The organism is Arenibacter antarcticus (assembly GCF_041320605.1).
Lineage (GTDB): Bacteria > Bacteroidota > Bacteroidia > Flavobacteriales > Flavobacteriaceae > Arenibacter > Arenibacter antarcticus.
In genome coordinates, this window is record NZ_CP166679.1 from 2,733,915 (window position 1) to 2,759,319 (window position 25,405).

Below are 25,405 nucleotides of genomic sequence, written 5' to 3' on the forward strand. Positions count from 1 at the left end.
TATTTGTACACTAATATAAACTAAGAATTAAATTTAACAAACATGGCAAAGGCAACATTTGATCGTTCCAAACCGCATTTAAATATAGGTACTATTGGACACGTGGATCACGGTAAAACTACATTGACTGCAGCTATTACTACGGTATTGGCTAACGCAGGATTTTCTGAAATGAGAAGTTTCGATTCTATCGATAACGCTCCGGAAGAAAAAGAAAGAGGTATTACCATTAACACTTCTCACGTAGAGTACGCAACTGCTAATCGTCACTATGCTCACGTTGACTGTCCTGGTCACGCGGATTACGTAAAGAACATGGTTACTGGTGCTGCTCAAATGGATGGTGCTATATTGGTTGTTGCTGCTACAGATGGTCCTATGCCACAAACTCGTGAGCACATCCTTCTAGGACGCCAGGTTGGTATTCCAAGAATTGTTGTTTTCTTGAACAAAGTTGACATGGTTGATGATGAGGAGCTTTTGGAGTTGGTTGAGATGGAAGTAAGAGAATTGCTTTCTTTCTATGAGTATGATGGTGACAATGGTCCTGTTGTTTCTGGTTCTGCATTAGGTGCGCTTAACGGAGAGCAGAAATGGGTTGATACAGTTTTGTCTTTGATGGAAGCTGTTGATTCTTGGATCGAATTGCCAACTAGAGATGTTGATAAGCCTTTCTTGTTGCCTGTTGAAGATGTATTTACAATTACTGGTCGTGGTACTGTTGCAACTGGTCGTATTGAAACTGGTGTTGCCAACACAGGTGATCCAGTTGAGATCATTGGAATGGGTGCTGAAAAATTGACTTCTACAGTTACTGGAGTTGAGATGTTCCGTAAGATTTTGGATAGAGGTGAAGCTGGAGATAACGTTGGTATCCTTTTGAGAGGTATTGAAAAATCTCAAATAAAAAGAGGAATGGTAATCTGTAAGCCAGGTTCTGTTAAGCCACATGCTAAATTTGAAGCTGAGGTTTATATCCTTAAAAAAGAAGAAGGTGGACGTCATACTCCATTCCATAATAACTACCGTCCTCAGTTCTATGTAAGAACCACAGATGTTACTGGTACAATTAATCTTCCAAGTGGAGTAGAGATGGTTATGCCAGGTGATAACCTTACTATTACTGTTGATTTATTGTCTCCAATTGCACTTAGCGAAGGTTTGCGTTTTGCGATCCGTGAAGGTGGTAGAACTGTTGGTGCAGGTCAGGTTACAAAGATTATAGACTAATCAATTTAGGATAGTTTAATTTTACATTGAGGGTGTCTTGCTAAAGCGGGATACCTTTCAATGTAAATATAAACGGGTGTAGCTCAGTTGGTAGAGCACTGGTCTCCAAAACCAGGTGTCGGGAGTTCGAGCCTCTCCGCCCGTGCAAAATAAAATGGGTTTCCATTTATGGTTATGGGAATCTTTAGGGGTTGATAAGATATGTTGGTATTCCCTAAATATCATTTTATAATTTTGCAGAAGACTCCAAAAATGGTAGGTTATCCTGTAAAATCCCTTTCGGAATAGTTAAGAAAATAAATAACTCGCTGCATGATTACGTATATAAAGGAATCTATAGATGAACTTAGAAATAATGTTACTTTGCCTTCTAGGGCGGAATCTTCCAATCTTATGGTTATCGTAGCGGTATTCTCTATAATTTTTGCGTTGGCGACTTGGGCTGTGGATAGTTTGTTTGGCGAATTAATACAGCTCTATTTCAATAATATAATCAATTAAGGGAAGCTCTATGTCAGAAGTATTGGATAAGAAATGGTATGTTGTAAGAGCTGTAAGTGGTCAAGAGAATAAGATTAAAGGCTATATAGAGGCTGAAGTAGCTCGACTTGGTTTTGGGGATTATTTGGAAGAAGTCCTTGTGCCGACCGAGAAAGTGGTTCAGATTAGAAACGGAAAAAAAATTAACAAAGAACGTGTTTATTTTCCAGGTTATATAATGGTGAAAGCCAATCTTGGGGGTGAAATGGTGCATATTATCCGTTCCATTACCAATGTGATTGGATTTTTGGGTGAAACCAAAGGTGGGGATCCAGTTCCTTTGAGGAAATCCGAGGTAAATAGGATGTTAGGGAAAGTCGATGAATTGGCGGTAACGACCGATAGTGTTGCAATTCCTTTCGTTTTTGGAGAAACCGTAAAAGTAATAGATGGTCCTTTTAATGGTTTTAATGGAACTGTTGAGAAGATTAACGAGGAAAAACGTAAGCTGGAGGTAATGGTGAAAATTTTCGGAAGAAAAACGCCATTAGAACTCAGTTATATGCAAGTAGAAAAAGTATAATATCCGTTGAAGTTTTTCAACAAAAGAATATTTTAGTAAGAACTGTTACATAAGTAAAGGTAGTGTTGCTTCCAAATTAGCACGACTTTAATTTTAATTAGAAACAATGGCAAAAGAAATTAGTAAAGTAGTTAAACTACAAGTTAGGGGAGGTGCAGCGAATCCGTCGCCACCGGTTGGACCCGCTTTAGGTGCTGCCGGGGTCAATATAATGGAGTTCTGTAAGCAATTTAATGCGCGTACACAGGATAAACCAGGCAAAGTATTGCCAGTTGCGATCACGGTTTATAAAGACAAGTCGTTCGACTTCGTTGTAAAGACACCGCCGGCGGCAGTTCAATTAATGGAAGCGGCTAAGGTTAAAAAAGGATCTGGCGAGCCTAACAGAAACAAGGTTGCCAGTGTCACTTGGGACCAAGTCAAAGCAATCGCTGAGGACAAAATGGTAGATCTAAATGCCTTTACGGTAGAATCCGCAATGAGTATGGTTGCTGGTACAGCAAGATCTATAGGTTTAAAAGTGGCAGGTACTAGACCTTTTTAAAATCTTAAACGCAATTTAGAATGGCAAAATTAACAAAGAAGCAAAAAGAAGCTCATGGCAAGATAGATAAGAATAAATTCTATTCTGTTGAAGAGGCTTCCGCTTTAGTAAAAGAGATAACCAATACAAAATTCGATTCATCTGTAGAATTGGCTGTACGTTTAGGCGTAGATCCAAGGAAAGCTAATCAAATGGTACGTGGGGTAGTAACACTTCCTCATGGAACAGGTAAGGATGTTAAAGTTTTGGCTTTGGTAACGCCGGATAAAGAAGCAGAGGCTAAGGAAGCTGGTGCTGATTTTGTAGGCTTAGATGAATATTTGGATAAAATTAAAAACGGTTGGACCGATGTTGATGTAATTATCACCATGCCAAGCGTTATGGGTAAGTTAGGTCCTTTAGGTAGGATCTTGGGACCAAGAGGTCTTATGCCCAATCCAAAGACTGGTACAGTTACTATGGATGTAGCCAAGGCGGTTGCAGAAGTGAAAGCTGGTAAAATTGATTTCAAGGTAGATAAAACAGGAATTGTGCATGCAGCTATCGGAAAGGTTTCTTTCACAGCAGATATGATTGCGGAAAATGCCAATGAATTGTTGGATACTTTGATGAAATTGAAGCCATCAGCATCTAAGGGAATATATGTGAAGACAATTTTTATGTCCAGCACTATGAGTCCTAGCGTTGCATTAGATCCAAAAGTAGTTTAAGTAACTGGTAGTCAAAAGTTTAAATTATGACAAGAGAAGATAAATTAAATGTTATACAGGATTTAACTGCGCAGTTGGGGGAAAACCCTGTTATATACTTAGCTGACATTTCTGGAATGAATGCCGTGACAACAACGGCTTTAAGAAGGGCTTGTTACAAAGCGGATATTACGCTTGCTGTAGTTAAGAATACTTTGCTTTCAAAAGCAATGGAGGCTTCGGATAAAGATTTCGGTGATCTTCCGTCAGTATTGAAAGGGAGTACCTCTTTAATGTTTTCGGAAACTGGAAATGCGCCCGCAAAGCTTATCAAGACTTTTAGGAAGAAGTCTGATAGACCTTTGTTGAAAGGAGCATATATAGCTGAAGCAATATACATTGGTGATGATCAATTGAATGCTCTAGAGAGTATTAAGTCTAAAGACGAAATGGTTGGCGAAATTATTGGATTGTTACAATCCCCAGCCAAGAATGTTATTTCTGGACTTAAATCTGGTGGTGGAAAACTTGCCGGAATTCTTAAGACATTATCAGAAAGATAATAAGTACGCACTAAAAACAATTATATTTTAAAATTTATTAAACGATAGAAAAATGGCAGATTTAAAAGAATTCGCAGAACAATTGGTTAACCTTACAGTAAAGGAAGTAAATGAGTTGGCTAATATATTGAAAGATGAGTACGGTATAGAGCCTGCAGCTGCTGCAGTTGCTGTTGCTGCTGGTGGTGGAGCCGATGGTGGTGAAGCTGTTGAAGAGCAAACTGAATTCGACGTAATTTTGAAAGCAGCTGGTGCTTCTAAATTAGCAGTAGTTAAATTGGTTAAGGAATTGACTGGTTTAGGTTTGAAAGATGCTAAGGACATCGTTGATAGCGCGCCAAAAGCAGTTAAAGAAGGTGTTTCTAAAGACGAAGCTGAAGGTATTAAAAAATCTTTGGAAGAAGCAGGAGCAGAAGTTGAGCTTAAATAATTGCGACAACCATAATTATTTTGGTTTAGGTCTTTCCACTTTTTGTGGCTAGACCTAAGCCTTTTTATACATATCGTGTATAGAGGAGTGCACGACCCAATTAAGTATTCACGATCAAAATTTTGTCCATCGATGTTCACAAATCAGACTGAAAGAATAAGTTTCGCATCCGCTAAGAATACGCCGAATTATCCGGATTTCTTGGACATTCAGATTAAATCGTTTCAAGATTTTTTTCAACTTGAGACCAAATCTGACGAAAGGGGCAATGAAGGGTTGTACAACACCTTCATGGAAAACTTTCCAATTACAGACACCAGGAACCAGTTCGTACTAGAATTTTTAGACTATTTTATTGATCCACCTAGATATTCCATCCAAGAATGTATAGAGCGTGGACTTACTCATAGTGTTCCATTAAAAGCAAGATTAAAATTATATTGTACAGATCCTGAGCATGAGGATTTTGAAACAATTGTACAGGATGTATACTTAGGTACTATTCCTTACATGACTCCTAGTGGTACCTTCGTTATCAATGGTGCTGAACGAGTTGTAGTTTCTCAGTTACACCGTTCTCCAGGGGTTTTCTTTGGTCAATCCTTTCATGCAAACGGTACAAAGTTGTATTCTGCCAGGGTGATTCCATTTAAAGGATCTTGGATAGAATTTGCAACGGATATCAATGGTGTTATGTACGCCTATATTGATAGAAAGAAAAAATTACCCGTTACTACCTTGTTCAGAGCTATTGGCTTTGAAAGGGATAAAGACATATTGGAAATATTTGACCTTTCTGAGGAAATTAAAGTTTCCAATGCCGGGTTAAAAAAGGTGTTGGGCCGTAAATTGGCGGCAAGAGTATTGAACACATGGCACGAAGATTTTGTGGACGAAGATACCGGCGAAGTGGTTTCTATAGAACGTAATGAGATTATTTTGGACCGTGATACCGTTTTGGAAAAAGATCACATAGCCGAAATTTTGGATGCAGATGTTAAGACCATCCTACTTCATAAGGAAAATAATGCGCAGAGTGATTATGCTATTATTCATAACACCCTTCAAAAGGATCCAACAAACTCGGAAAAAGAGGCTGTTGAACATATTTACCGTCAGTTACGTAATGCCGAACCGCCAGATGAGGAAACTGCACGTGGAATTATAGATAAATTGTTCTTTTCAGATCAACGTTACAACTTAGGTGAAGTTGGGCGTTATAGAATGAACAAAAAACTTGGTCTTGATATTGGAATGGACAAACAAGTCCTTACCAAGGAAGATATTATTACCATTATAAAATATTTGATAGAATTGATCAATTCCAAAGCGGAGATCGATGATATTGACCACCTTTCAAACCGTAGGGTAAGAACTGTTGGAGAACAATTGTCACAACAATTTGGTGTAGGTCTTGCCCGTATGGCTAGAACGATACGTGAACGTATGAACGTTCGTGACAACGAGGTGTTTACCCCGATCGATTTGATCAACGCAAAGACCTTGTCTTCTGTGATCAACTCTTTCTTTGGTACCAACCAGTTGTCCCAGTTTATGGACCAGACCAATCCCTTGGCTGAAATTACGCACAAGAGAAGATTGTCAGCATTAGGGCCAGGAGGTCTATCTAGGGAAAGAGCAGGTTTTGAGGTACGTGACGTTCACTATACCCACTACGGAAGACTTTGTCCTATTGAAACTCCCGAGGGACCGAATATTGGACTTATTTCCTCACTTTCTGTGTTTGCGAAGGTTAACCCAATGGGATTCCTTGAAACACCATATAGAAAAGTGGTAAATGGAAAGGTGAACATTAACGATTTCATATACCTGAGTGCTGAGGAGGAAGAGGGAATGAAAATAGCCCAAGCCAACATCCCTATGGATGAGGAAGGGACCATTACTCCAGAGAAAATTATTGCAAGAGAAGAAGGTGATTTCCCAGTTATAGATCCATTAGAATTGGATTATACAGATGTAGCACCAAACCAGATTGCTTCTATTTCAGCATCGTTGATTCCGTTTTTGGAGCATGATGATGCCAACAGGGCATTGATGGGATCTAACATGATGCGTCAGGCAGTACCGTTGCTAAAACCAGAGGCTCCTATTGTAGGAACCGGGTTAGAGCGTCAGGTGGCTTCTGATTCCCGAGTATTGATAAATGCTGAAGGTGATGGGGTTATAGAATATGTTGATTCTCAAAAGATTACCATTAAATACGATAGGACAGAGGATGAAAAACTAGTTAGTTTTGAAGAGGATTCCAAAACCTATGAGTTGGTGAAATTTAGAAAAACCAACCAAGGTACTAGTATTAACCTTAAACCTATTGTTAAAAAAGGATATAAGGTTAAAAAAGGACAAGTACTTTGTGAAGGATATGCAACTGAAAATGGAGAACTGGCCTTGGGTAGAAACTTGGTAGTGGCATTTATGCCATGGAAGGGATACAATTTTGAGGATGCTATCGTAATTTCTGAAAAAGTAGTTAGAGAGGATATCTTTACTTCTATACACGTAGATGAATACGCGTTGGAGGTGAGGGATACTAAATTGGGAGCAGAGGAATTGACTAATGATATTCCTAACGTTTCTGAGGAGGCTACCAAAGATCTTGACGAATACGGTATGATCCGTATTGGTGCAGAAGTGAAGCCTGGTGATATTCTTATTGGAAAGATTACTCCAAAAGGAGAATCTGATCCTACTCCGGAAGAAAAATTATTACGTGCTATTTTTGGAGACAAGGCAGGAGATGTTAAGGATGCTTCCTTAAAAGCTTCACCTTCTTTACGAGGAGTGGTTATCGATAAAAAGTTATTCTCTAGATCGGTTAAGGATAAGCGTAAGCGTTCCGAAGATAAAGAAGAATTGGCGAAATTAGAGTTGGAATACGAAGTTAAATTCCAACAGCTAAAAGATGTATTGGTAGAGAAGCTGTTTACATTGGTCAATGGTAAAACTTCACAAGGTGTATTGAACGACCTTGGGGAGGAAGTACTTCCAAAAGGAAAGAAATACACCATGAAAATGTTGAACGCAGTGGATGATTTTGCCCATTTGGTTGGCGGAGTCTGGACTACGGATAAGGACTGTAATATATTGGTAACCGATCTATTGCACAATTATAAGATTAAATTGAATGACCTTCAGGGGAACCTTAGAAGGGATAAGTTTACAATTTCAGTTGGGGATGAATTGCCTGCTGGAATTATGAAACTGGCCAAAGTTTATATCGCTAAAAAGCGAAAATTAAAGGTTGGGGATAAGATGGCAGGACGCCACGGTAACAAAGGTATTGTATCTAGAATTGTACGTCATGAAGATATGCCGTTCTTGGAAGATGGAACACCAGTAGATATTGTCTTAAATCCACTTGGGGTACCTTCCCGTATGAACATTGGACAGATTTACGAGACTGTTTTAGGATGGGCCGGATTAAAATTGGGCAAGAAATATGCCACTGCAATTTTTGATGGTGCAAGTTTGGATCAGATCAATGCCTACACGGATGAAGCTGGAATTCCGAGATATGGACATACGTATCTATATGATGGGGGTACTGGTCAGCGTTTTGACCAGGCTGCAACGGTAGGGGTAATCTATATGTTGAAATTAGGACATATGGTAGATGATAAGATGCACGCACGTTCTATAGGACCTTACTCGCTTATTACGCAACAGCCATTAGGTGGTAAAGCGCAATTTGGGGGTCAGCGATTTGGAGAGATGGAAGTATGGGCCTTAGAAGCCTATGGTGCCTCGGCAACCCTTAGGGAAATATTAACGGTTAAATCAGATGATGTTATTGGTAGGGCCAAGACATATGAGGCCATCGTTAAGGGAGAAACCATGCCAGAACCTGGTTTACCAGAATCTTTCAACGTATTGATGCACGAACTTAAAGGATTAGGTTTGGACATTAGATTGGAAGAATAATAAGAATAGGGTTTGAGCACTATTCCTAACAATTAGAATTAAATTAGTATCAGAATATAGTTATGGCTAGACTAAAAGATAATAATACCGTTAAAAGGTTTAATAAAATTTCAATCGGTTTGGCCTCTCCAGAATCTATTTTGGCAGAGTCCAGAGGTGAGGTTTTAAAACCCGAAACTATTAACTATAGAACGCACAAACCAGAGCGTGACGGTCTTTTTTGTGAGCGTATTTTTGGGCCTGTAAAGGACTATGAGTGTGCTTGTGGGAAATACAAGAGAATTCGTTACCGCGGTATTGTTTGTGATCGTTGTGGCGTAGAAGTGACAGAGAAAAAAGTACGTAGGGATAGGGTAGGACACATTAACTTGGTTGTTCCTGTTGCCCATATCTGGTATTTCCGTTCCCTGCCAAATAAAATCGGATACCTTTTGGGATTGCCCTCCAAGAAATTGGATATGATCATTTACTACGAACGATATGTAGTAATTCAGCCGGGAATTGCCAAAGGTCCGGAAGGAGAGGAAATTCAAAAATTGGATTTCTTGAGCGAGGAGGAATATCTAAATATTTTGGAAACCATCCCTCAGGAAAATCAGTATTTAGAAGATTCCGATCCCAACAAGTTTATCGCGAAGATGGGTGCAGAATGTCTTATAGACCTATTGTCTAGGATAGATTTGAGCGAATTGTCGTATGAACTTAGACATAAGGCCAATACTGAAACATCTAAACAGCGTAAAACTGAAGCTTTAAAAAGACTTCAAGTTGTTGAGGCCCTAAGAGAGTCTCAAGAAAATAGAGAGAATAAACCAGATTGGATGATCATGAAGGTCATTCCTGTTATTCCTCCAGAATTACGTCCTTTGGTGCCGTTAGATGGTGGTCGTTTTGCGACTTCGGATCTTAACGACCTTTATAGGAGAGTTATTATTAGAAATAACCGTCTAAAAAGATTGGTTGAGATAAAAGCACCTGAAGTAATTCTTAGAAATGAGAAACGTATGCTTCAGGAAGCGGTGGATTCCTTATTTGATAATACACGTAAGGCATCAGCTGTTAAAACTGAATCCAATAGACCGTTAAAGTCACTTTCGGATTCATTAAAAGGTAAGCAAGGACGTTTCCGTCAGAACCTTTTGGGTAAACGTGTGGATTATTCTGCTCGTTCGGTTATTGTTGTTGGACCTGAAATGAAACTGTCCGAATGTGGTCTGCCAAAAGATATGGCTGCAGAACTGTACAAACCTTTTGTAATCCGTAAGTTGATTGAAAGAGGGATTGTTAAAACAGTGAAATCCGCTAAAAAAATAATAGACAGAAAAGAGCCTGTAGTTTGGGATATTCTGGAAAATGTATTGAAAGGACATCCTGTATTATTGAACAGAGCTCCTACTTTGCACCGTTTGGGTATTCAAGCGTTTCAGCCAAAACTAATAGAAGGTAAGGCAATTCGTCTGCATCCATTGGTTTGTACGGCATTTAACGCGGATTTTGATGGTGATCAAATGGCGGTTCACCTTCCGTTGGGACCAGAAGCAATTCTAGAAGCACAACTGTTAATGTTGGCTTCCCATAATATTTTGAACCCGGCAAATGGTTCCCCAATTACCGTACCTTCACAGGATATGGTCTTGGGTCTATATTATATGACCAAGGAAAAGAAATCTACCCCCGAAGTTAAAGTTAAAGGGGAAGGACTTATTTTCTATTCCTATGAGGAAGTAGTAATAGCCTTTAATGAGGGACGTTTAGATCTTAACGCGGGCATTAAGGTGCGCGCAAAAGATTTTAATGAAGCTGGGGAGTTGGTGAATCAAATTATACCAACAACCGTAGGTAGGGTCTTGTTTAATATGGTTGTACCAGAAGAAGCAGGATATATCAACGAAGTATTGAATAAAAAATCGTTAAGGGATATTATTGGTGATATTTTAAGTGTTACCGATGTACCTACAACGGCGGATTTCTTGGATAAGATCAAGACTATGGGGTACGAATTCGCCTTTAAAGGTGGACTTTCCTTTAGTTTGGGGGATATTATTATTCCACCCGAGAAACACGAAATGATTGCTGATGCTAACACCCAAGTAGATGGTATTATGGCCAACTATAACATGGGTCTTATTACCAATAACGAACGTTATAATCAGGTGATTGATGTTTGGACTTCCACCAACTCAATGTTGACCGAATTGGCTATGAAGCGAATTCGTGAGGACAAGCAAGGGTTTAACTCAGTGTATATGATGTTAGATTCTGGTGCAAGGGGTTCTAAGGAGCAGATTCGTCAGTTGACCGGTATGCGTGGATTAATGGCGAAACCTAAAAAATCTACTGCTGGTGGAGGGGAAATTATTGAAAACCCTATTCTATCCAACTTTAAAGAGGGATTGTCCATTTTGGAATACTTTATATCTACTCACGGTGCGCGTAAAGGTCTTGCGGATACGGCGTTAAAAACGGCGGATGCGGGTTATCTAACACGTCGTTTGGTAGATGTTTCACAAGATGTCATTATCAATATTGAAGATTGTGAAACGCTAAGAGGTGTACAGGTAGAAGCGCTTAAGAAAAACGAAGAAATCGTTGAAACTTTAGGGGAACGTATCCTTGGAAGGGTTTCTTTGCATGATGTTTATGATCCTATTTCTGAGGAGTTGCTTTTAAAAGCTGGTCAAGAAATTATGGAATCAGATGTTAAGAAGATTATGGCTTCTCCAGTTGAAAAGGTAGAGGTTCGTTCGGCACTGACATGTGAAGCCCAGAAAGGTATTTGTGGTAAATGTTATGGAAGAAACTTGTCTACCAATAAAATGGTACAACGAGGTGAAGCCGTTGGTGTAGTTGCCGCTCAATCGATTGGTGAACCAGGGACACAGTTAACCCTTAGAACCTTCCACGTAGGTGGTATTGCTGGTAACATTTCCGAAGATAATAAGCTTGAAGCTAAATTTGGAGGTATTGCCGAAATTGAGGATCTAAGAACGGTAAAGAATCAGGAAGCAGAAGGTAAAGGGTCTGAGATTGTAATCTCCAGAACATCTGAAATTAAGGTCGTAGATCCTAAATCGGGTATTACCCTAAGTACCAATAACATACCTTATGGGTCTCAATTATTCATTAAAAATGGTGATAAAGTTGAAAAAGGTCAGGTAATTTGTTCATGGGATCCCTATAACGGGGTGATCGTATCGGAATTCCCAGGTCAAATAGCCTATGAGAATATAGAACAAGGAATAACCTACCAGGTAGAAATTGATGAGCAGACTGGTTTCCAAGAGAAAGTAATTTCGGAATCGAGAAACAAAAAACTAATTCCTACTTTATTGATCAAGAACAATAAGGATGAAGTGTTGCGTTCTTATAACCTTCCAGTTGGTTCACATATCATGGTAGATGATGGTGATAAGATTAAAGAAGGTAAAATTTTGGTTAAGATTCCACGTAAATCGGCTAAATCCGGTGATATTACGGGAGGTCTTCCAAGGGTGACCGAATTATTCGAAGCGCGTAATCCGTCTAACCCTGCTGTAGTTTCTGAAATTGATGGTGTTGTTTCATTCGGAAAAATTAAGAGAGGTAACCGAGAGATCATTATCGAATCCAAATTGGGTGAGGTTAAAAAATACTTGGTAAAATTATCTAATCAGATCCTAGTTCAGGAAAATGATTATGTACGTGCAGGTATGCCATTGTCCGATGGGTCCATTACCCCAGAAGATATTTTGGCGATCAAAGGACCATCTGCAGTTCAGCAGTACTTGGTAAACGAAGTGCAAGAAGTATATCGTTTACAAGGTGTGAAGATCAATGACAAGCATTTTGAGGTGGTAGTTCGTCAAATGATGCGTAAGGTGCGTATCCAAGATCCAGGAGATACCATTTTCTTGGAAAATCAATTGGTGCACAAAGACGACTTCATCAAAGAGAATGATGATATATTCGGACAAAAGGTAGTAGATGAAGCCGGTGATTCGGTGAATCTAAAACCAGGTCAGATTATTAGTCTACGAGAACTTAGGGATGAAAACTCTATCTTGAAGCGTACAGATAAGGAATTGGTATCGGCCAGGGATGCGATTGCAGCAACTGCCACACCAATTCTTCAAGGGATAACAAGGGCATCGCTACAAACGAAGTCATTTATATCGGCTGCTTCTTTCCAAGAAACGACCAAAGTATTGAACGAAGCTGCTGTTAGCGGGAAAGTGGATACGTTGGAAGGATTAAAGGAGAATGTGATAGTTGGGCATAAAATACCAGCAGGAACAGGAATGAGGGATTATGATAATATCATTGTGGGCTCTAAAGAGGAATACGATGAAATCATGGCTCGAAAAGAAGAACTGAAATTCTAAAAATTAAAACCTCGATGTTCAACATCGAGGTTTTTTTTTGATTATCCTTTAATTTCCCTAATTTAACGGTTGCGAATTAGAATAATAAATCATTGTAAGAATGAGCGAGAAAGACGAAAATCAAAATCAGATCAACATAGAATTGGACGAAAAAATTGCAGAGGGGATTTACTCCAACCTCGCAATTATTAACCATTCTGTTTCCGAGTTTGTGGTAGATTTTATAAGTATGATGCCTGGGGCACCAAAAGCTAAGGTTAAAAGTAGAATTGTACTTACTCCCCAGCACGCCAAAAAATTTTTAAAGGCCTTAAGCGATAATGTAAGTCGGTTTGAAAAGAGCCATGGTACGATCAAGGATTATGATCAACCTCCAATTCCAATTAATTTTGGACCTACTGGTGAGGCATAACACAAAAAAAAGCCCTAAGCATATGCTTAGGGCCTTTTTTATAGAACTATTTAAGAAAAGGCTGGGCTAGTTAAATAAGTCCGCTATATATGAATGAGGCTCCTGTTGAGCCCAATAGTCATTAATTCACTTTGTCCTATTTATTAAGGCGTTAAGTAAAGTTGTACTTAATTAAACTCTGAGGTAAAGTGCAATTTCACGTTTGGATATTTCTGTTGGGTCATCTGCAATGAAAATTGGGAGTCTGCAAGAAATACCAATTGTTTGCGCTTGTCTTTTGCTAAAAACTTCTGTTTCACCCTTTTAAATTCCTTAAACTCTTCACTTTTAGGATCTTTGGCCTCTATCCAGCATGCCTTGTATACTGGGAAATTTTCATAAGAACATTTGGCGCCATATTCATGCTCCAAACGGTATTGTATAACCTCAAATTGTAAAGCCCCTACGGTTCCTATTATTTTTCTGTTGTTCAGTTCCAAGGTAAACAATTGGGCCACACCTTCATCCATAAGCTGATCGATACCCTTGTTTAATTGTTTGGATTTTAACGGATCCGCATTGTTTATGTATCTAAAATGCTCAGGTGAAAAACTTGGAATTCCCTTGTAGTGTAATATTTCACCTTCGGTCAAAGTGTCACCAATTTTAAAGTTACCGGTATCGTGTAACCCTACTATATCCCCAGGATAGGAGATGTCCACAATTTCCTTTTTTTCCGCAAAAAAGGCGTTGGGACTAGAAAATTTCATTTTTTTTCCTTGTCGTACATGTAAGTAAGGTTTGTTTTTTTCAAAAGTACCGGATACAATTTTGACAAAAGCCAGTCGATCTCGGTGTTTTGGATCCATATTGGCGTGTATTTTAAATACAAATCCCGAGAGTTCAGTTTCATTGGCTTGCACGAGACGCTCTTCCGCCATTTTAGGTTGAGGAGTTGGAGCAATAGCAATAAAACAGTCTAAGAGTTCCCTCACACCAAAATTATTAAGGGCAGAGCCAAAAAACACGGGCTGCTGCTCTGCCTTCAAATAAAGCTCTTTGTCAAAATCTGGATAAACCCCGCTAATCAACTCTAGGTCATCTCGTAATTCATTGGCGGCTTTTTCCCCTATAATTTTCTCTAATTCTGGGCTCTCTATATCGTTAAAAGCTATTGTGTCCTCTATTTTCTTTTTGTTATCCCCTCTAAATAGATTAATGTTCTTTTCATATATATTATAGATTCCCTTAAAATCGTACCCCATTCCAATAGGAAAACTTAAAGGGACTACTTTTAGGCCAAGTTTTTGTTCCACCTCGTCCAGTAGATCAAAAGCGTCTCTCCCTTCCCTATCCATTTTATTTATAAAAACAATCATGGGTATTTTCCGCATTCTACAAACTTCAACCAATTTTTCGGTCTGTTCTTCCACACCTTTGGCAACATCTATAACAACAATTACACTGTCTACCGCTGTTAGGGTCCTAAAAGTATCCTCAGCAAAATCTTTATGTCCGGGAGTATCCAAGATATTTATCTTCTTATCCTTATAAATGAATGCCAAGACGGAAGTGGCAACGGAAATTCCTCTTTGCCTTTCAATCTCCATAAAGTCGCTTGTAGCGCCTTTCTTTATTTTATTGTTCTTAACGGCACCTGCTTCTTGTATGGCCCCACCAAATAGAAGTAGTTTTTCTGTAAGGGTGGTTTTGCCTGCATCGGGATGTGATATGATCCCGAAAGTCCTTCTTCGCTGAATCTGATTCTTAAAACTCATTAATCAATTGATTTGTGCAAAAATAGGCCAAATAAATTTTCTTCATCCTCCAAAATCAACTAAAAAACCCAAAGTATTTAGCTTCAGGACAATATTTACTTTTCGTTAGAATTTTTATTTAGCTGTTGTATTTGGAAAGCTGGTAATAGGACCTATTGTTTTGGCTACGATGAGTTGTAATTGTTTTAGGATGATGGTATTTAGAATGGGTACTTAGTCGGACATTAAGGTTATTGATAGATTATATAATCTATATAAGGGTAAATTATACGGGAATAAATATTTTACATTTATATTGCACCTACTTATGAAGTAGCCCTATCTTCTTACATTTGTATCTCCCTATTTCGCCATGGTGATTAGTTTAAGAAAAACTATCATTTTATGGGAAAAATTACTTTATTCAATAGTAAGGAAAAAGCACAAACAGGCATTATGCCGTTTATGGTCTTTTTGCTTTTTGGACTATTAACTTCGTTTAGCGAATTACCTGCCCATTTGGACGAAAGTCTTACGTTGTTGGATAATAATAGAATTCATGACTCAAATGTCAGTGGGAAAGGTGAAAATGCCATTATTAGTAAAGTGGAATGTACAACACTTGAATCGAAAGCCCTTAAGGGATCTACTTTTGGTTTTCCTAAAGAGACTAATAACGGTAGTTTATCGGTAACAAATAAAGACTTGATTGGGAAATTTGAGAATCAAGTCGATAAGGGAGGAAGATTCTTTTGGCATTCAGAGTCCGTGGTGACCCAAAAGGAATTTTATACAATGGCTCCTTATTTTTCAAATGATATTGGCATAAGTCCTATTGATTATGTAAATAAGGATAGTGATAGTGATGGGGATGGTGTAACCAATAAAAAAGAAAAGGAAGATGGTACAGACCCTCAAGATCCATGCGATTTTATTTTGGCTCATCAAGACTGTGCTCCATCAGCAGCATGGAAGGCATTGGATTGCGATCGTGACGGAGTAATCAATGAAAAGGAAATTGAAGATTGTACAGATCTCAATGATTCTTGTGATCTTATATATACCAGTATGACACAATATCCTTCCTACGCCTGGAAAAAGGGGGATTGTGATGGGGACGGAGTGACCAATTGGCAAGAAGTCCAAGATAAGACGGACCCAACTGATCCGTGCGATTATTTGGTGACAAGCGTTACCTTACCCCAGAGCGGTGCTTTCCTAACTGCAGATTGCGATGGTGACGGAGTAATCAATGAAAAGGAAATTGAAGATTGTACAGATCTCAATGATTCTTGCGACCTTATATATACCAGTATAACTATATTGCCCTCCTATTCTTGGAAAAAGGGCGATTGTGATGGGGACGGAGTGACCAATTGGCAAGAAGTCCAAGATAAGACGGACCCAACTGATCCGTGCGATTATTTGGTGACAAGCGTTACCTTACCCCAGAGCGGTTCTTTCCTAACTGCAGATTGCGATGGTGATGGAGTAATCAATGAAAAAGAAAAAGAAGACGGGACAGACCCCTTGGATCCTTGCGACCTTATATATACCAGTATAACTATATTGCCCTCCTATTCTTGGAAAAAGGGCGATTGTGATGGGGACGGAGTGACTAATTGGCAAGAAGTCCAAGATAAGACGGACCCAACTGATCCGTGCGATTATTTGGTGACAAGCGTTACCTTACCCCAGAGCGGTGCTTTCCTAACTGCAGATTGCGATGGTGATGGAGTAATCAATGAAAAAGAAAAAGAAGACGGGACAGACCCCTTGGATCCTTGCGACCTTATATATACCAGTATAACTATATTGCCCTCCTATTCTTGGAAAAAGAGCGATTGTGATGGGGACGGAGTGACCAATTGGCAAGAAGTCCAAGATAAGACGGACCCAACTGATCCGTGCGATTATTTGGTGACAAGCGTTACCTTACCCCAGAGCGGTGCTTTCCTAACTGCAGATTGCGATGGTGATGGAGTAATCAATGAAAAAGAAAAGGAAGACGGAACAGATCCTCTAGATCCTTGTGAATTTGTATTGGAACACCAAACGGTACCTACTACATCCGAATGGAACGCGCTTGACTGCGACGGTGATGGGGTGACCAACGAAGATGAAAAAGAAGACGGTACAGATCCGTTAGACCCATGTAGTTATGACCCTGAAAGTGTTAGCTTGCCCCAGAGCGGTGCTTTCCTAACTGCAGATTGCGATGGTGATGGAGTAATCAATGAAAAAGAAAAGGAAGACGGAACAGATCCTCTAGATCCTTGTGAATTTGTATTGGAACACCAAACGGTACCTACTACATCCGAATGGAACGCGCTTGACTGCGACGGTGATGGGGTGACCAACGAAGATGAAAAAGAAGACGGTACAGATCCGTTAGACCCATGTAGTTATGATCCTGAAAGTGTTAGCTTGCCCCAGAGCGGTGCTTACCTAACTGCGGATTGCGATGGTGATGGAGTGACCAATGAAAAAGAAAAAGAGGACGGGACAGATCCCCTAGATCCTTGTGAATTTGTATTGGAACACCAAACGGTACCTACTACATCCGAATGGAACGCGCTTGACTGCGACGGTGATGGGGTGACCAACGAAGATGAAAAAGAAGACGGTACAGATCCATTAGACCCATGTAGTTATGACCCTGCAAGTATTACATTATCTCCTTCTAAGGAATGGGAAGGGCTGGACTGTGATGATGACGGTAACCCTAATGGAACAGATCCAGATCCGCTGGTAGCTACTGCTAGAGACGATTCTGACTCAACTCCAGCTTTGACCGAGGTAGCGATCAATATTTTAGAAAATGATGATTATCTGCCTAATAATGATCCTAATAATGTAGGTACTACTAGTTTGTCACAAATTGGCGGTACCGCCATTGGTAGTGTAACCTTGGATGCTTTGACTGGTATGTTGACCTATATCCCAACCGTGTTAGAATCCAATACAACTGTCACCATTATTTATGAGGTTTGTAATGTTGATCCAGACCCTAGTGTTTGTGCATCGGCTATAGTTAGTATTCAAGTTGAGGCAAATACTCTTGATGCGGTAGACGATGATTTTAATGGAAATACTACTGGAGGAACAATTCCCGATAGCAATGTGCTTTCTAACGATACTTTAAACGGTGTAACGGTACTACCCGAAGAGGTAACAATAACATCGACCCCTACGAATGAGCTTACGATCAATGAGGATGGAAGCATAAGTATCAGCCTAGGTACTGCCGAAGGGACCTACGCTATTGGCTATACCATCTGCGAAGTAGCCAATCCCACCAACTGCGATTCTGCTACAGTAACGATCAGTGTTGGCCCAGGTAGTGGCAATACTCTTGATGCGGTAGATGATGATTATAGTGGAAGTACTACTGGAGGAACAATTCCCGATAGCAATGTGCTTTCTAACGATACTTTAAACGGTGTAACGGTACTACCCGAAGAGGTGACTTTAACCTCGACTTCTACAGATCAGCTTACAATCAATGAGGATGGAAGTATAAGTGTCAGCCCAGGTACTGCCGAAGGGACCTACACTATTGACTATACCATCTGCGAAGTAGTTAATCCCACCAACTGCGATTCTGCTACAGTAACGATCAGTGTTGGCCCAGGTAGTGGCAATACTCTTGATGCGGTAGATGATAATTATAGTGGAAGTACTTCTGGAGGAACAATTCCCGATAGCAATGTGCTTTCTAACGATACTTTAAACGGTGTAACGGTACTACCAGAAGAGATAACAATAACATCGACCCCTACGGATGAGCTAACGATTAATGAGGATGGTAGCATAAGTGTCAGCCCAGGTACTGCCGAAGGGACCTACACTATTGGCTATACCATCTGTGAAGTAGCCAATCCGTCCAACTGCGATTCTGCAACGGTAACAGTGGAGGTTGTAAAAGTAAATGAGGACGAAAAAATTGAGGTTAATCAATTGGTAACTCCCAATGCGGATGGCAAAAATGATTTCCTTTTTATTAGAGGGGTTAGAAATGCCAAAAACAATTCCTTACAAATCTATAATAGATGGGGGGTTGCTGTTTATAAAGGGAGTGGTTATAATAACCAAAATAATGTTTTTGATGGTAGATCTAAAGGTAGATCGACGGTTACAGGTAGTGATTATTTGCCTGCCGGTGTTTATTATTACATTTTCCAGTACGAAAATAATCAAAGGAATATTACTGACAGTGGTTATATTTATTTGAGCCAATAAAATATTTAATACTAGATGAACTACAAAAAAAGTCTCTCCGTCACCGCTATAATGTTGTTTTCCCTATCTGTTGGGTTATATGCACAACAAGATGCCCAATTTACTCAGTATATGTATAATACCATGAGTGTAAATCCGGCCTATGTAGGATCTAGGGGGCAATTGAGTATTGCAGCATTATACCGATCACAATGGGTTGGACTGGAAGGTGCCCCCAAAACGCAAACCTTAAACCTACATTCGCCTATACGGAATAGTAGATTGGGCTATGGAATCTCAGTGATAAATGACAACATTGGGAATGGAGTAGTTCAGGAAACCCAGTTTGATGCCGTATTGTCCTATACCATAGATTTGTCCATGGATGCTAAATTATCCTTTGGATTAAAAGCAGGGGGTAATTTATTGAATTTAGATTTTAACGGATTGAACAATTTTGATTCGGAGAATATAGAAGGGGATAATATAGATAATAAATTTTCACCCAATTTTGGGGTAGGAGTGTATTATCACTCTGATCAATTTTATGCTGGATTGTCTGCGCCAAATCTTATTGAAACACAGCATTTTGACAATTCACAAAGAGATGCTAATTCCGTGCAGTTTCTCTCAACCGAAAGGATGAATTTCTATTTTATAACGGGCTATATCTTTGATTTGAATAACAATTTTAAATTTAAACCGGCTTTGTTAACTAAAGTGGTTGGCGGGGCCCCATTACAGGTTGATGTGTCCGCAAGTTTTTTATTCAATGATGTATTTAGCTTTGGGGCAGCCTATAGATGGGATGCTGCTATAAGCGGTCTGGTAGGCTTTCAAATCAGCGAGCAGTTAATGATTGGCTTGGCTTATGATCGTGAGACCACGGAATTAGGGGGGACACAGTTTAATGATGGCTCATTTGAGGTGTTTTTAAGATTTGAATTGATAAGGTCCTTCAGCAGAATGGTATCGCCCCGTTTCTTCTAAAAAAGATAAAATGATAAAAAGATTATTCTTATTGACGATTTTATTTTCTGGTTTTGGACTTGTTACCAATGCTCAGGAAAGATTGGTAAATAAGGCAAATGAAAAGTATGGGGATTACTCTTTCAGTCCGGCAATAGATATATATAAAAGAGTAGTGGACAAAGGGTATATTTCTGCAGATTTGTTGATGAAGCTTGGGAACTCCTATTACTTTAATGCCGACTATACCGAAGCATCGGAAACATACCAACAGTTGCTGGAAGAATATCCTGAAGCTATGGGTGCTGATTATTTCTTTAGGTATGCTCAAACCTTAAGGTCCCTAGGGGAATATGATAAATCAAAAGAGATTATGTCAAAATTCTCGGAAATAAAATCTACAGATATTAGGGCCACACTCTATAAAACGGAGAGGGATTATTTGGAAGAAATCGCGAAAAATTCTGGACGCTACCAAATAGGAGAATTTAAATTTAATTCAAAATATTCCGATTTTGCCCCTTCCTATTATAAGAAGGGACTACTATTTGCCTCGGATAGGGATACCGGAAATTTGGCAAGAAATAGGCATACCTGGAATTCCAAAGATTTTTTGGATCTCTACAAGGTAAATGTCGATAGTATCTCAGAAAATAAAGTGCTTAAATTTGATAAAGGAATAAACACCCGATTGCACGAATCTACCTCGGCCTTCACAAAAGATGGCAGCACACTTTACTTTACAAGAAATAATTCTTTTGAAGGAAAAACGGTAAAGGATAAAGGGGGAGTGGTCCGCTTAAAATTGTTTAAAGCGACTCAAATTGATGGGGTATGGACGCAGGTTGAGGAGCTCCCATTTAATAGTGATTCCTATTCCGTTGCGCATCCGACCCTGAGTCCAGATGAAAAGGTTCTATATTTTACGTCCGATATGCCAGGAACTTATGGGGAGTCCGATATTTTTAAGGCAGCCATTAATGACGATGGTACCTATGGGACTCCTGTAAATTTGGGAAATATAATAAATACGGAAGCCCGGGAGAGTTTTCCGTTCCTTTCTGCTGATAATATTTTATATTTTTCTTCCGATGGACATCCAGGCTTAGGTGGTTTGGATGTATTTGCAACAAAGATTTCCAAGAATCAATTTATTGGCAATGTGTTAAATGTAGGGGAGCCCATAAATAGTAGTTTGGATGATTTCACCTTCATCATTGATGAGGGGACCAAGAGTGGATATTTTGCCTCAAATAGAAAAGGAGGAATGGGGAGTGACGATATTTATAGTTTTGTGGAAACCAAACCCTTGGAGTTCAATTGTCTGAAACCAGTATCGGGTACGGTAAGGGATAAAATATCAAATGAGGTATTGACAGGTGCCACCGTGAAGGTGATAAATGAAAACAACGAGGAATTAACATCGGTAATTACGGATTCTAAAGGTACTTACAAGCTGATGGTAGATTGTAGTAAAGGGAATTTTGTAAGGGCTTCCATAAACGGCTATGTTCCCTCCGAAGAGTATCTCAATATATCCGATAGTAAACCTATGATAATCGATTTCTATTTGGAAAGGGACTTGGTTACTGCGGGATTTGGGGACGACTTGGCGAAATTACTGCAACTTAGTACAATCTATTTCGATTTTGATAGGTATAATATAAGGCCCGATGCAGAAATTGAAATACATAAGGTAATTGCCGCCATGGAAAAGTATTCTAGTTTAAAATTGAAGGTCACTTCACATACCGATAGCCAGGGCAAGGATTCCTATAACCTATGGTTGTCACAAAAACGGGCCGAAGCTACTACCGCCTATATGGTATCTAATGGAATTTCTAGGGATAGGTTAGAGGAGGAAGGGTATGGAGAAACCCGACTAGTAAATAGATGCAGCAATGGGGTAAAATGTACTCAAGAAGAACACCAATCAAATCGTAGGTCGGAATTCCTAATTATAGAGTAATTATTGATAATATTATATTAAATGCAGTTACGAAAGTAGCTGCATTTTTTTTTTTTTTTCAATTATTCAGGCATATTTATTAGTGACACAATCACTTATATATCAGATTAATAAGTCGCATATTAAGACATAATAAAACCCCGAAATAGAGTCCTTAGCTCAAAAAACGGGGTTTTAAACTTGTTCTGTAGGTCCAAGTTACGAAGAATCGACGATTTCCTGCACAGCTATACATTTTCTTCCAGACCGAACAGTTCGATGCCTTTTAACCTGAGGTTGGTCTAAGTTTTTAATAAATTAAGGTTAGTTGTGAGGTGTTCTCCATTTCAAATTTGATTCCTAGTTTCTTTTCTTGAAAGGAGTAGGATATAAGGTTGGCCACCAAGTTGGTATGAAGTTTCCAAAGCTTCGGTGGCGCGAATGTTCGGCTTGGCATAAATTCTTTAGCTGGTCGTTTATCGTTTCGATGACGGATCTTTTTCGCAGTAGGACCTTGTCCCTCATATTCATCAGTACATTCTTCATATTGTTCCTGATACCGGTGACCAGGTGCAGGCCCTAGTCGAAGTGCATTTTCACGATTTTTTTCGAGATACCGGAAAGGACAAGGAGCACTACCACCTTAAAAGGATAAGGGCCTGTACCAAGGAAACCGAGGTCCTTTAGATATTCTTGGGCATCCATACGGGCAACGCATTGGAGATCGGCAGGCGGATGGCGGCGGCCATGGCACAAAAAAAGCAGCTTAGGGGACAAGGATCCGAAAGGACAATGGGAAAGATATTCACTATCCTCAAAAAACCAATGCGGAAACGACCCAAAGACTACCAGAAACCTTCATGATGTTAACAAATAATAAAAATTCCAAGAATATAGAAATCCCAAGATCCGTCCTGTCCACAAATCAATAAAAATCCACCTACTCCTGAATATCTCTATTCAAGTCAAATTTTAAGGTTAGACTTTACTTTTATATGCTTGGCCTACTTTAAAGATAATAAGCGTAATCTACCGTTTTAATATTATTATTCAGAGTTTATCTAAGCATTCACATTGGTATTATCCGTGTTCACAACATTATGTTTTAATTGGTTTTCTAATTTAATATTTTCGTCTTCTATCAATTTCACGAACAATTTATGGGAAGTCTGGATATAATTTAAAAATTGTATTTATGTGAAATTCCTGTTATCGGAAAGTTATATGTCACTCAAATTTAAAAATCTAAACCACAAATTTAAACGCTTAGTTTCAATGGCGTTCTTTTTGGTAATTGGCTTGCCAGTTTTGGCACAGGTTACCGGAGATTATAGATCCAAAGCTAGCGGTAACTGGAATAACCCCGGTACCTGGCAAATATACAATGGTTCCACTTGGTTGAATGCCACGTCCTATCCTGGACAAAACAGTAATGTTGCCACCGTAACCATTGGGAGTGACAATACAGTAAGCTTAAATACGAATATTACCACCTACACCATAGGCAAACTTGTTATTGGAGATGAATCTGGTAGCAATGACAGCTTATCGTTGCCCTCTAATCAGGATTGGTCTGTCAATATAATGCTCGTCGCCATACAAAGTGACGGAATTCTTACATGGAAAGGTAATGCAGATCTACATTTACCCTCTGAAGCTGTGATTTATAATAATGGGGGACAAATAGATACAGATAAGAATTGTACTAGTTCCCAAAGAATTTTTCTGGGAAGTAGAGAATTTTCTTCCTGTAAAGGAAATGGTAGTTTTGAGTTCTCTTTCGATGAAATAGAATCGGCCTTACCTCCCCCTACAAGTAATGGGGATATTACGGAATGTGAAGCAAACCCTATACAGACCGTAACCGCTTCCGCAACCCCTCCTTCAGGGGCCTATGTTGTGTGGTATACCTCTACTAGTGGTGGTTCTCCTGTTTCTCCAACCCTTAATACGGTGGGAAATGTTACCTATTACGGAGAAAGTGTGGACAATTCGGATTCCAGTCGAAGAAGCCTTTTCAGAACTGCGGTACAACTTACCATTCAGCCACGACCTACAATATCGGTCACTAGTTCTCCCAATTGTGTTTTTAGGCTTTTTTCGCCTACTACTTACAAATTACAGGTTACGGTTAGTACGGGAACGGTAACGAGTTCGGCGGGCACTGTGACTAATACATCTGGTAATGTGTGGGCCATAACCAATGTGTCTTCTGGAACCAATATTGTGGTAACGGTTATCGATGCCAATGGCTGTACCAATCAACTTCCGGTAACTGCACCGAATTGTTCATGTCCGGTGGTAAGTCCGCCAACCAGTGGCGGTAATAAAGCATATTGTTCGGGAGAAGCCGTTCCAAGTATGACTGCATCGGTAGGTGTTGGAGAGACTTTGGACTGGTATGATTCGGCCAGTGGAGGAGTATTATTGTTACTTGGCAATACAACTTATACCCCTGCTGGCCCTGGTACTTTTTATGCCGAGGCACGTAACAGGACAACGAACTGCCTAAGTGGGGCAAGGACCGCAATAATCGTTACCCAAGAAACACCTTCCACGGCTTCTATTGGACCAGACCAATCCGTTTTTACTGGAGGTAATGCCATTTTTACGGTAACTATTACTAATGCTGATACCTATCAGTGGCAGGTAAGTACCGATGGTGGATCGGTATTTAATTCTATTGTTAATGGAGCAGAGTACGACGGAACGCAGTCAACCGCCTTGACGGTAAAGGCGATTGGGGTAAATAAAAACGGTTATAGATACCGTGTTTTGGCTTCTAAATATGGATCAAGTTGTCCAACAACAATTTCTGCTTCCGCATTATTGACGGTAAAAGTGAAAACCGTTATTACCAATAGGAAGATAACCTATAGAGTTGACCAATAACTTTCTTGCAAGAACCCTCTTATCTATACTTGTTATAGCTGGCTTATATCTCATGTCTTGTTGAATATATTCGCGCTTTGACGGGATTCGTTACAGAGTTGATAGGGAGACTTATAACTCCTATTTGTCAGCTCAGGATAGGGCATTATAGTTAGATGCAGATGAGAAAATAGCTGCATTTTTTTTTGATATATTTTATGTATTCCTTTTCCTTATCATCAATACTTATAGGTTGTACACAGCAATTGACAGGTTTCACAACAAATTTTAGGTGAAGAGGGAATGGAGGTCTAAGTTTAAAGATCATATTAATTTGTTATTCCTTGAAAAAAGATAAAAGACTTATTCATCAAGTTATATTTTATATACTAGGTGTGTTCTTCCTAATTATTTCGATGGGAGCTA

Annotated in this window: 15 protein-coding genes, 1 tRNA gene and 1 pseudogene; 15 read left to right on the plus strand and 2 right to left on the minus strand. The window is 39.4% G+C overall.

The genetic code is table 11. The features are described 5' to 3' along the window. The first annotated feature begins 42 nt into the window (after window positions 1-42). From tuf to KCTC52924_RS11310, 11 genes are all read left to right on the plus strand, one after another. The gene (gene tuf, locus KCTC52924_RS11260; RefSeq protein ID WP_251809299.1) at window positions 43-1,230 is read left to right on the plus strand and encodes an elongation factor Tu; all 1,188 of its coding nucleotides are present in this window, start codon (window positions 43-45) and stop codon (window positions 1,228-1,230) included. 72 nt (window positions 1,231-1,302) lie between these two features. Then, window positions 1,303-1,375: transfer RNA gene (locus tag KCTC52924_RS11265), tRNA-Trp, on the plus strand. A gap of 167 nt (window positions 1,376-1,542) precedes the next feature. Next, window positions 1,543-1,731, plus strand: a complete 189-nt coding sequence (gene secE / locus KCTC52924_RS11270) for a preprotein translocase subunit SecE (protein ID WP_251809300.1) — start codon at window positions 1,543-1,545, stop codon at window positions 1,729-1,731. A gap of 10 nt (window positions 1,732-1,741) precedes the next feature. Next, window positions 1,742-2,293, plus strand: a complete 552-nt coding sequence (gene nusG, locus KCTC52924_RS11275) for a transcription termination/antitermination protein NusG (RefSeq protein WP_251809301.1) — start codon at window positions 1,742-1,744, stop codon at window positions 2,291-2,293. 106 nt (window positions 2,294-2,399) lie between these two features. Then, window positions 2,400-2,837 (plus strand): 50S ribosomal protein L11, encoded by a 438-nt coding sequence (gene rplK / locus KCTC52924_RS11280; RefSeq protein ID WP_251809302.1) that lies wholly within the window; start codon window positions 2,400-2,402, stop codon window positions 2,835-2,837. A 20-nt stretch (window positions 2,838-2,857) separates the two neighbouring features. Further along, window positions 2,858-3,547, plus strand: a complete 690-nt coding sequence (gene rplA / locus KCTC52924_RS11285) for a 50S ribosomal protein L1 (protein WP_251809303.1) — start codon at window positions 2,858-2,860, stop codon at window positions 3,545-3,547. A gap of 26 nt (window positions 3,548-3,573) precedes the next feature. Then, on the plus strand, window positions 3,574-4,089 hold the full coding sequence (gene rplJ, locus KCTC52924_RS11290) for a 50S ribosomal protein L10 (protein ID WP_251809304.1): 516 nt from the start codon (window positions 3,574-3,576) through the stop codon (window positions 4,087-4,089). Between the two features lie 52 nt (window positions 4,090-4,141). Continuing rightward, window positions 4,142-4,519: a 50S ribosomal protein L7/L12 gene (gene rplL / locus KCTC52924_RS11295; protein WP_251809305.1), complete on the plus strand. Its 378-nt coding sequence runs from the start codon at window positions 4,142-4,144 to the stop codon at window positions 4,517-4,519. Window positions 4,520-4,651: 132 nt separating this feature from the next. Beyond that, complete coding sequence (rpoB, locus tag KCTC52924_RS11300) at window positions 4,652-8,461, plus strand: DNA-directed RNA polymerase subunit beta (RefSeq protein ID WP_251809306.1); 3,810 nt, start codon at window positions 4,652-4,654, stop codon at window positions 8,459-8,461. A gap of 62 nt (window positions 8,462-8,523) precedes the next feature. Next, window positions 8,524-12,822, plus strand: coding sequence for a DNA-directed RNA polymerase subunit beta' (gene rpoC, locus KCTC52924_RS11305; RefSeq protein ID WP_251809307.1), 4,299 nt, complete (start codon window positions 8,524-8,526; stop codon window positions 12,820-12,822). Window positions 12,823-12,922: 100 nt separating this feature from the next. Further along, on the plus strand, window positions 12,923-13,234 hold the full coding sequence (locus KCTC52924_RS11310; RefSeq protein ID WP_251809308.1) for a DUF3467 domain-containing protein: 312 nt from the start codon (window positions 12,923-12,925) through the stop codon (window positions 13,232-13,234). Between the two features lie 167 nt (window positions 13,235-13,401). Here KCTC52924_RS11310 and KCTC52924_RS11315 read toward each other — a convergent pair whose 3' ends face one another. Then, complete coding sequence (locus KCTC52924_RS11315; RefSeq protein ID WP_251809309.1) at window positions 13,402-14,991, minus strand: peptide chain release factor 3; 1,590 nt, start codon at window positions 14,989-14,991, stop codon at window positions 13,402-13,404. A gap of 384 nt (window positions 14,992-15,375) precedes the next feature. Between KCTC52924_RS11315 and KCTC52924_RS11320 the strand changes: the two genes are divergently transcribed. The 3 genes from KCTC52924_RS11320 to KCTC52924_RS11330 are packed head-to-tail and all read left to right on the plus strand — an operon-like array spanning window position 15,376 to window position 22,129. Continuing rightward, window positions 15,376-19,212 carry a gliding motility-associated C-terminal domain-containing protein gene (locus tag KCTC52924_RS11320; RefSeq protein ID WP_370671462.1) on the plus strand — a complete coding sequence of 1,279 codons (3,837 nt, stop codon included), beginning with the start codon at window positions 15,376-15,378 and terminating at the stop codon, window positions 19,210-19,212. 15 nt (window positions 19,213-19,227) lie between these two features. Continuing rightward, window positions 19,228-20,181, plus strand: coding sequence for a type IX secretion system membrane protein PorP/SprF (locus KCTC52924_RS11325; protein WP_285903428.1), 954 nt, complete (start codon window positions 19,228-19,230; stop codon window positions 20,179-20,181). Window positions 20,182-20,191: 10 nt separating this feature from the next. Then, the gene (locus KCTC52924_RS11330) at window positions 20,192-22,129 is read left to right on the plus strand and encodes an OmpA family protein (RefSeq protein WP_251809422.1); all 1,938 of its coding nucleotides are present in this window, start codon (window positions 20,192-20,194) and stop codon (window positions 22,127-22,129) included. Window positions 22,130-22,418: 289 nt separating this feature from the next. On the opposite strand, the pseudogene KCTC52924_RS11335 reads toward KCTC52924_RS11330, so the two are convergent. Continuing rightward, window positions 22,419-22,687 (minus strand): annotated as a pseudogene (locus KCTC52924_RS11335) (transposase); the annotation flags it as partial. Between the two features lie 696 nt (window positions 22,688-23,383). On the opposite strand from KCTC52924_RS11335, the gene KCTC52924_RS11340 reads away from it, so the two are divergent. Continuing rightward, complete coding sequence (locus KCTC52924_RS11340; RefSeq protein ID WP_251809421.1) at window positions 23,384-25,000, plus strand: hypothetical protein; 1,617 nt, start codon at window positions 23,384-23,386, stop codon at window positions 24,998-25,000. The last annotated feature ends 405 nt before the right edge of the window (window positions 25,001-25,405 follow it).

Excerpts from the sequence above, each read along its gene's own strand:
- tuf (WP_251809299.1), top strand. The coding sequence starts at position 43 with ATGGCAAAGGCAACATTTGATCGTTCCAAACCGCATTTAAATATAGGT.
- secE (WP_251809300.1), top strand. The coding sequence starts at position 1,543 with ATGATTACGTATATAAAGGAATCTATAGATGAACTTAGAAATAATGTT.
- nusG (WP_251809301.1), top strand. The coding sequence starts at position 1,742 with ATGTCAGAAGTATTGGATAAGAAATGGTATGTTGTAAGAGCTGTAAGT.
- rplK (WP_251809302.1), top strand. The coding sequence starts at position 2,400 with ATGGCAAAAGAAATTAGTAAAGTAGTTAAACTACAAGTTAGGGGAGGT.
- rplA (WP_251809303.1), top strand. The coding sequence starts at position 2,858 with ATGGCAAAATTAACAAAGAAGCAAAAAGAAGCTCATGGCAAGATAGAT.
- rplJ (WP_251809304.1), top strand. The coding sequence starts at position 3,574 with ATGACAAGAGAAGATAAATTAAATGTTATACAGGATTTAACTGCGCAG.
- rplL (WP_251809305.1), top strand. The coding sequence starts at position 4,142 with ATGGCAGATTTAAAAGAATTCGCAGAACAATTGGTTAACCTTACAGTA.
- rpoB (WP_251809306.1), top strand. The coding sequence starts at position 4,652 with ATGTTCACAAATCAGACTGAAAGAATAAGTTTCGCATCCGCTAAGAAT.
- rpoC (WP_251809307.1), top strand. The coding sequence starts at position 8,524 with ATGGCTAGACTAAAAGATAATAATACCGTTAAAAGGTTTAATAAAATT.
- KCTC52924_RS11310 (WP_251809308.1), top strand. The coding sequence starts at position 12,923 with ATGAGCGAGAAAGACGAAAATCAAAATCAGATCAACATAGAATTGGAC.
- KCTC52924_RS11315 (WP_251809309.1), bottom strand. The coding sequence starts at position 14,991 with ATGAGTTTTAAGAATCAGATTCAGCGAAGAAGGACTTTCGGGATCATA.
- KCTC52924_RS11320 (WP_370671462.1), top strand. The coding sequence starts at position 15,376 with ATGGGAAAAATTACTTTATTCAATAGTAAGGAAAAAGCACAAACAGGC.
- KCTC52924_RS11325 (WP_285903428.1), top strand. The coding sequence starts at position 19,228 with ATGAACTACAAAAAAAGTCTCTCCGTCACCGCTATAATGTTGTTTTCC.
- KCTC52924_RS11330 (WP_251809422.1), top strand. The coding sequence starts at position 20,192 with ATGATAAAAAGATTATTCTTATTGACGATTTTATTTTCTGGTTTTGGA.
- KCTC52924_RS11340 (WP_251809421.1), top strand. The coding sequence starts at position 23,384 with ATGGCGTTCTTTTTGGTAATTGGCTTGCCAGTTTTGGCACAGGTTACC.